Raw genomic sequence first — 6,729 nt, 5'->3', positions numbered from 1 at the left:
CAGGATCGCCTGCCGGCCGAGGAAACCGCGGCGCTGCACGAGGCCGAGCGCTGGCGCGACCGGCTGATCGCCGACGACGACGCGCTCGGCGGCTGGATCGAGACCCACCCGGCCACCGACTCCCAGCAGCTGCGCGCGCTGGTGCGCCAGGCCCGCAAGGACATCAAGGCCGGCCCGCCCGGCGAAGCGCCGCGCCAGGGCAAGGCCTACCGCGAGGTGTTCCAGCTCGTGCGCGCCCAGCTGCGCGTGCACGGCACGGCCGACCACGCCGACGAGGCGGCCGAGCAGTCGCGCGAGGAGGACGCATGACGGTGCTCGATCCGGTGCGCATCGGCATCGTCTCGGTCAGCGACCGCGCCTCCAGCGGCGTCTACGAGGATAAGGGCCTGCCCGCATTGAAGGAATGGCTACGGCGCGCCCTGCGCAATCCGATCACCTTCGACTCGCGCCTGATCCCCGACGAGCAGGCCGGCATCAGCACCGCGCTGATCGGACTGGTCGACGCCGGCTGCTCGCTGGTGCTGACCACCGGCGGCACCGGCCCGGCCCTGCGCGACGTCACGCCCGAGGCCACGCTGGCGGTGGCCCACAAGGAAATGCCGGGCTTCGGCGAGCAGATGCGCCAGATCAGCCTGCGCTTCGTGCCGACCGCGATCCTGTCGCGGCAGGTCGCGGTGATCCGCGAGCGCAGCCTGATCATCAACCTGCCGGGCCAGCCGAAGGCGATCGCCGAAACGCTCGAAGGGCTGCGCAACGCCGATGGCACGCAGGCCGTGCCGGGCATCTTCGCCGCGGTGCCCTACTGCATCGACCTCATCGGCGGGCCTTACCTCGAGACCGATGACGCGGTCTGCAAGGCCTTTCGGCCCAAGTCGGCGATCCGTCCGGCGTAGGCCTCGCCTGGTCAGTTGAGGACGGAGCAAAAACTGCTGCGCAGTTTCTTGGTCTGTCCCGCAAGGTCTCAGGAGAGCGTGTAGGCGGTTTTCACCACGGTGAAGAACTCCTGCGCGTACCTGCCCTGCTCGCGCGGCCCGTAGCTCGATCCCTTGCGCCCGCCGAAGGGCACGTGGTAGTCCACCCCCGCCGTCGGCAGGTTCACCATCACCATGCCGGCCTGGCTGTGGCGCTTGAAGTGCGTCGCGTACTTGAGGCTGGTGGTGGCGATGCCGGCCGACAGGCCGAACTCGGTGTCGTTGGCCGTGGCCAGCGCCTCCTCGTAGTTCTTGACCCGGATCACGCTCGCCACCGGGCCGAAGATCTCTTCCTTGTTGATGCGCATYGAGGCCACCGACTCGCTGAACAGCGCCGGCGACATGTAGTAGCCGTCGGTGTCGAGCTTCAGCCGCKCGCCGCCCGCGGCCAGCGTGGCGCCCTCGGCCTTGCCGATCTCGACGTACTCCAGATCCTGGTCGAGCTGCGAGCGCGAGGACACCGGCCCGATGTCGGTACCCTGCGCCAGCGCGTCGCCRACCTTGATCTTCGCCATGCGGGCCTTCATCGCCTCGATGAACTTCGGATAGATGCCTTCGGTCACGATCAGCCGGCTCGACGCCGTGCAGCGCTGGCCGGTCGAATAGAAGGCGCTCTGCACGCTGAGCTCGACCGCCTGGTTCAGGTCGGCATCGTCGAGCACCACCTGCGGGTTCTTGCCGCCCATCTCGAGCTGCACCTTCTTGTGCCTGGTGGCGCACTGGATGGCGATGTTGCGGCCGACGCCGACCGARCCGGTGAAGCTGATCGCGTGGATGCCCGGGTGGTTCACCAGCGCGTCGCCGATCACGCTGCCGCGGCCCATCACGAGGTTGAACACGCCCGGCGGGATGCCYGAGCGGCTGATGATCTCGGCCAGCGCCCAGGCGCAGCCCGGCACCAGGTCGGCCGGCTTCATGACCACGCAGTTGCCAAAGGCCAGCGCCGGGGCGATCTTCCAGGCCGGAATCGCGATCGGGAAGTTCCACGGCGTGATCAGGCCGACCACGCCCACGGGCTCGCGCGTGATCTCGATGCCGATGCCCGGGCGCACCGAYGGCAGCACCTCGCCCGCCAGSCGCAGGCACTCGCCGGCGAAGAACTTGAAGATCTGGCCGGCTCGCGTGGCTTCGCCGATGCCCTCGGCCTTGGTCTTGCCTTCTTCGCGCGCCAGCAGCGTGCCGAGCTCTTCCTTGCGCGCCAGGATCTCGGCGCCGATCTTTTCCAGCGCCTCGGAGCGCGCCTGGATGCCGCCGGTGGACCAGGCCGGGAAGGCGGCGCTGGCGGCCGCGACCGCGGCGTCGACCTGGGCGGCGTCGCCCTGCGCGTATTCGGCGATGGTGTCGCCCAGGTTCGATGGATTGAGGTTTGAGCTGTAGCGCTGGCCCGGGGTCCATTCGCCGCCAATGAGGTTGTCATGGCGATTCATGGCGTGCACTCCGTAGCGGCGGTCGCCTGCGTCGGGCCCAACTGCCGACAGGCGCGTGCCAGGAGAGATTCGATCTCGGTTGAGTCGCCGGCCACTCCGAAGACGATGTGGTCGGGCCGCACCAGCGCAGCCGCGCATCCGTTGCGCGCGAACCAGCCCGCAACCACATTGTCCGATTCGATCAGGCTCAACACGCCGTGCGCGTTCGCGTTGCCATTGATGCAGACGATCTGGACGCCGAGCCTGGCCAACGAGTCCTTCCACTGTTGAATGTGGTCAGCATCGGGGGCGTCGCGAAGGACGAGAAGGAATCCGCTCGGAACCAGGTCGTCCAGCATCTGCGCCTCGGCATCTGCATCGAGCCGTCCGACCGGCTGGGGAAACGGAGTTCCCGCCGGCGCGACGTCGCGGTCGATCAGCCCGTGGTGGACACCCGGCAGCAGACTCTGGCGCAGCTGCATCTTGACCTGGCCGCCTTGTTGCTCGCGCAGGTTGCGGTCGCGCTCTTCAGCCTTCACCGGGTCTCGCTCACAAATGATGTGGCCAAGTCGCTTGACGGTCGAGGTAACGTCCTGGACTTGGGGGCCGCGTTCTTCGCCATAGCTGTCCAGCAATCCGTCGGACGCACGGCCTGTCAGCACCCAATCCAGCCTCCAGGCCAGGTTCGTCGCGTCACGCAGGCCCTGGCACATCCCCTGGGCGAGGAATGGAGGCATCTGGTGAGCACTGTCGCCAGCCATCAAGATCGGGCCCTTGCGCCACTGTTCGAGGACGACCGCATGGAAGCGATACGTGGCAGCACGCCAGATGCGAGCCTCCCCCGGTGAGAGCCAGGGCGCCAGCAACTTCCAGATCGCCTCATGGGGCATCTCGCGTTGCTCGGCTTCGTCGGGAAGCAGCAAGAACTCCCACCGTCGATGGGTGCCCGGACCCACGACGTAGGTGCATGGCCGCGCAGGATTGCAGTATTGAATGTTCGTGGCAGGCAACTGAGAAAGCTTGGACTCCTCGACATGCATGTCCACCACGATCCAGGGCTCGTCGAAATCCAGGCTCTTGAGTTGCAGGCCCAAGCGCTTGCGCGTCGGACTCGTCCCCCCGTCACATGCAATGACGTAGCGCGCGCGGACCTGGCCCTGCGTGTTGTCCCCTTCGCGGACTGTCAACACCGCACCTTCATCTGATTCTTGAACGTCGACCACCTCGCAGCCGAGCCGCACTTGCACGTTCGACAGGGACCCGACCGCGCGGCGCAGCGATGCCTCCAGGGCAGGCTGGTTAAAGGTGTACGAGGGCGCCCACGCGAGCGGATACGGCGAGGGGCCCATGTCGAAGTGCTGGATCGGCTGACCGTCGCTTCCTTGGTAGATCGTGGGACGGTAGGGCGTCATGTGGGGCGCCAAGGTGCCGGCAATGCCGATTTCCTGAAAGGTCCTCATGGCTTCATGGTCAAGCGCGAAGGCGCGGGGGAGCGGATAGATCGACTCGGACTTGTCGAACACCGCAACGCGTCGCCCCCGCTGACCGAGCAGTGCAGCGAGCGATGCGCCCACAGGACCGAAGCCGACGATGGCAACGTCGAAAGAATCGTGGATTTCTGAAGGCATGGGATAAGTTTGGTATGCGGGAACAGCTAGATTGTGCATAAAATGATTAATCCTGCACCAAGGGTTGATCCGGATGGCCCACGAACAAAGTGACGTCGTGTAATGCATAACCGTCTGTTTTATGCATTTTCACAAGGAGATGAGATGTCGATGATGAAAGCAGCCCGCCTGCACAAGGTGGGTGCCCCGATGGAGATCGAGCAACTGCCCATTCCGCAACCCGCGGCCAACGACGTGCAGGTGCGCGTCCATTCGTGCGGCATCGTGCCGAACCTTGGAAATATCCTGGCGAACTGGACCACCTGGTTCCCCGAACTGCCCCTTCCGCCCCTGCCTGCGATCTTCGGTCTGGACCCTGCAGGGGAAGTCACGGCTGTCGGTTCCCACGTGCATGCATGGAAGCCAGGCGACAGGGTRTACGTGAACCCGAGCCTCTACTGCGGCGGTTGCCGCGCTTGCCGCAACGGCGATCTCATCAACTGCACGCACTATGCGTTCAGCGGCTACTTCGGCTTCTCGCAAAACTCGCTCAAGCTGTTCAAGAACTACCCGTACGGCGGCCTGAGCGAGTACATGATCGCCCCACAGTACGCATTGGTAAAGCTGCCGGACAGTGTGACGTTCAACCAGGCTGCGCGCTTCGGCTACCTCGGAACGATGTACTCCGCGATGCGCAAGGCGAAGGTGGGACCAGGTCGTAGCGTGCTCGTCAACGGCATCAGCGGGACGCTCGGTATCGGCGGTGCTCTGTTCGGCTTGGCCATGGGTGCCACTCGCATTCTCGGCACGGGGCGCAACCAAGAACTGCTGAATCGGGTCAAGGCGCTGGCCCCTGACCGCATCGAGGTGTTCTCGAACGCCAATGGCGAAGCCATCGATGAATGGGCCAAGTCGCGCACCGAAGGCCTCGGCGTCGATACATTCATCGACGCACTCGGACCGGGCGCCCCGCACGAAACGTTGCAGCAGGGCATTCGCGCTCTGAGGCGCGGTGGCCGTGCCTACAACATCGGCGCGATCGCTGGCATGGTCGGATTGGACCTCCACACCATGATGGACGAGCAACAGGCCATCGAAGGCTCGGCATGGTTCACGGCCGGCGAGGGACAGGATATGGCCGACATGGCGGCGGCGGGAACACTCGATCTCTCCGTGTTTGAGCACGTGTGCTATCCGCTCGACCAGGTGAACGAGGCAATCTCCGGGATTGCCAGCCGCAACGGCGGCTTCAGCAATTTCGTCATCAACCCCTGAGAACGAGGAAGATCATGCAGATCAGACGAGTTGTTACGGGCACAGGCGCGGACGGTAAGGCGCGTGTGGTTACGGATGCCGCTGCTCCCCGCGGCTTCGAGTTCACGACGGTGCCGGGCTTCGCGACGTCGCTGGTGTGGTCGACGAGCGCGGCCGAGGTGGTTTCGCGGGGCGCGGAGATTGCCGACCGTACGGGCGAAGTCGGCTTCGTCCCGAAGGAAGGCGAGTCGCGGCTGATGTTCGTGACGTTTCCACCCGATGCGGTGATGATGCGGGCCGATTTCGATGGCGCTGCCTTCGGTGCAGAGTTCGGCAAGTTGGTCCCCGGCCTCGCCGAGACCTTCGAGCCCGACCATCCAGGCATGCACACCACGGACAGCGTCGATTACGACATCGTGCTGGACGGCGAAATCACCCTGGAGCTGGACGATGGCAAACAGGTGCTGTTGCGCAAGCACGATGTGGCCGTGCAGCACGGAAACCGGCACGCCTGGCGCAATCTCAGCGACCGGCCAGCGACCATGCTGTTTGTGTTGCTGGGTGCGAGAAGAGACGGTTAGGCCGGCACCCAACGCACCGCCATGCCCACACGATCATCACTTCGCAGCAGCGAGCATCTTGATTTCATCCAAGAGGTCTTGCAGTGCCGAGTGGATGAAGTCGAGCGTCGATTCGTCTACCAGGCGCCCCTCGCGGATTCGCGTGTTGACGCTGGCGATGGCGACGTGTTGACGCACCACTGGCCGCGCCAAGGTGGCGGCCAGGGCGTCGCGGATCTGGGCTTGGGCGCGAACGCCGCCGGCTGTGCCGGGGGAGGTGGTCATGATGAGTGCCGGCTTGCCCTTGAGTGGCGAGGCGAACCCCGGCCGCGACGCCCAGTCGATCGCGTTCTTCAGGACTCCGGGCATTCCGTAGTTGTACTCGGGCGAGCACACAACCAAACCGTCTGCTTCGGCAATTGCCTTCTTAAGGGCTGCCACCGGTGCAGGAGGGGTGTCGCCGTCGAGGTCGGCGTTGTAAAGCGGGATCTCGTCGAGAGGACACAAGTCGTAGGTGATCGAGGCTGGCAGCAGGGGCGCAAGGCTTCGGAGCACGGCTGTGCAGTTCGACTCACGTCGGATGCTGCCGGAAATGGCCAGCAGACGGAAAGCGGACGGTGTGGTGTTTGCGAGCGAATTCATTAGCCTCTTTCAAAACCGCAAGTTTATGCATAAAATCGCAGTCATGCACAAAGAAGAAATTCAACTCCGCTCGCCACCCTTGGCTGACCAAGCATTCGCCAACCTGCGTCGTGACGTATTGGCAGRCACATTCGGCGCTGGTGCAAAGCTCAAGGTCGATGAACTGCAAGCCACCTACGGCCTGTCGAGCAGCCCGCTGCGCGAGGCGCTCAGCCGTTTGGCCCAGGAAGGCTTGATTCGCGCGGATGAGCGCCGCGGTTTTCGCGTGGCCCCCATCTCGGTGGAAGAC

General features: G+C 65.0%; 8 protein-coding genes. 5 read left to right on the top strand and 3 right to left on the bottom strand.

The window, feature by feature from the left end; translation table 11 throughout:
• Positions 1–309: ribosome biogenesis factor YjgA (gene yjgA, locus AC1DY5_RS36750; protein ID WP_478119409.1), on the top strand; the 309-nt coding region annotated here is incomplete at its 5' end.
• Positions 306–893 (top strand): molybdopterin adenylyltransferase, encoded by a 588-nt coding sequence (gene mog, locus AC1DY5_RS36745; RefSeq protein WP_478119408.1) that lies wholly within the window; start codon positions 306–308, stop codon positions 891–893. The genes yjgA and mog, both read left to right, overlap by 4 nt.
• Positions 894–961: 68 nt before the next feature.
• Here the strand turns inward: mog and AC1DY5_RS36740 are convergent, their stop codons facing one another.
• Positions 962–2,398: an aldehyde dehydrogenase family protein gene (locus AC1DY5_RS36740; RefSeq protein WP_478119407.1), complete on the bottom strand. Its 1,437-nt coding sequence runs from the start codon at positions 2,396–2,398 to the stop codon at positions 962–964.
• Positions 2,395–4,113, bottom strand: coding sequence for a bifunctional 3-(3-hydroxy-phenyl)propionate/3-hydroxycinnamic acid hydroxylase MhpA (gene mhpA / locus AC1DY5_RS36735; protein ID WP_478119406.1), 1,719 nt, complete (start codon positions 4,111–4,113; stop codon positions 2,395–2,397). The genes AC1DY5_RS36740 and mhpA overlap by 4 nt, the downstream gene beginning before the upstream one ends.
• A 36-nt stretch (positions 4,114–4,149) precedes the next feature.
• Between mhpA and AC1DY5_RS36730 the strand changes: the two genes are divergently transcribed.
• Together AC1DY5_RS36730 and AC1DY5_RS36725 are read left to right on the top strand one after the other, a co-directional pair.
• Positions 4,150–5,259, top strand: coding sequence for an alcohol dehydrogenase catalytic domain-containing protein (locus AC1DY5_RS36730; protein ID WP_478119405.1), 1,110 nt, complete (start codon positions 4,150–4,152; stop codon positions 5,257–5,259).
• 14 nt (positions 5,260–5,273) lie between these two features.
• Positions 5,274–5,819 carry a cupin domain-containing protein gene (locus AC1DY5_RS36725; protein WP_478119404.1) on the top strand — a complete coding sequence of 182 codons (546 nt, stop codon included), beginning with the start codon at positions 5,274–5,276 and terminating at the stop codon, positions 5,817–5,819.
• 36 nt (positions 5,820–5,855) lie between these two features.
• Here the strand turns inward: AC1DY5_RS36725 and AC1DY5_RS36720 are convergent, their stop codons facing one another.
• On the bottom strand, positions 5,856–6,440 hold the full coding sequence (locus AC1DY5_RS36720) for an NADPH-dependent FMN reductase (RefSeq protein WP_478119403.1): 585 nt from the start codon (positions 6,438–6,440) through the stop codon (positions 5,856–5,858).
• Positions 6,441–6,483: 43 nt separating this feature from the next.
• On the opposite strand from AC1DY5_RS36720, the gene AC1DY5_RS36715 reads away from it, so the two are divergent.
• On the top strand, positions 6,484–6,729 hold a 246-nt coding region (locus AC1DY5_RS36715; protein ID WP_478119402.1), incomplete at its 3' end, for a GntR family transcriptional regulator.

The organism is Variovorax sp. P4_D9 (assembly GCF_056401695.1).
This window is presented reverse-complemented; position numbering and strand designations above follow the sequence as displayed.

What these genes read in the sequence shown, in the direction of transcription:
- mog (WP_478119408.1), top strand. Translation starts at nt 306, where the DNA reads ATGACGGTGCTCGATCCGGTGCGCATCGGCATCGTCTCGGTCAGCGAC.
- mhpA (WP_478119406.1), bottom strand. Translation starts at nt 4,113, where the DNA reads ATGCATTACACGACGTCACTTTGTTCGTGGGCCATCCGGATCAACCCT.
- AC1DY5_RS36725 (WP_478119404.1), top strand. Translation starts at nt 5,274, where the DNA reads ATGCAGATCAGACGAGTTGTTACGGGCACAGGCGCGGACGGTAAGGCG.
- AC1DY5_RS36720 (WP_478119403.1), bottom strand. Translation starts at nt 6,440, where the DNA reads ATGAATTCGCTCGCAAACACCACACCGTCCGCTTTCCGTCTGCTGGCC.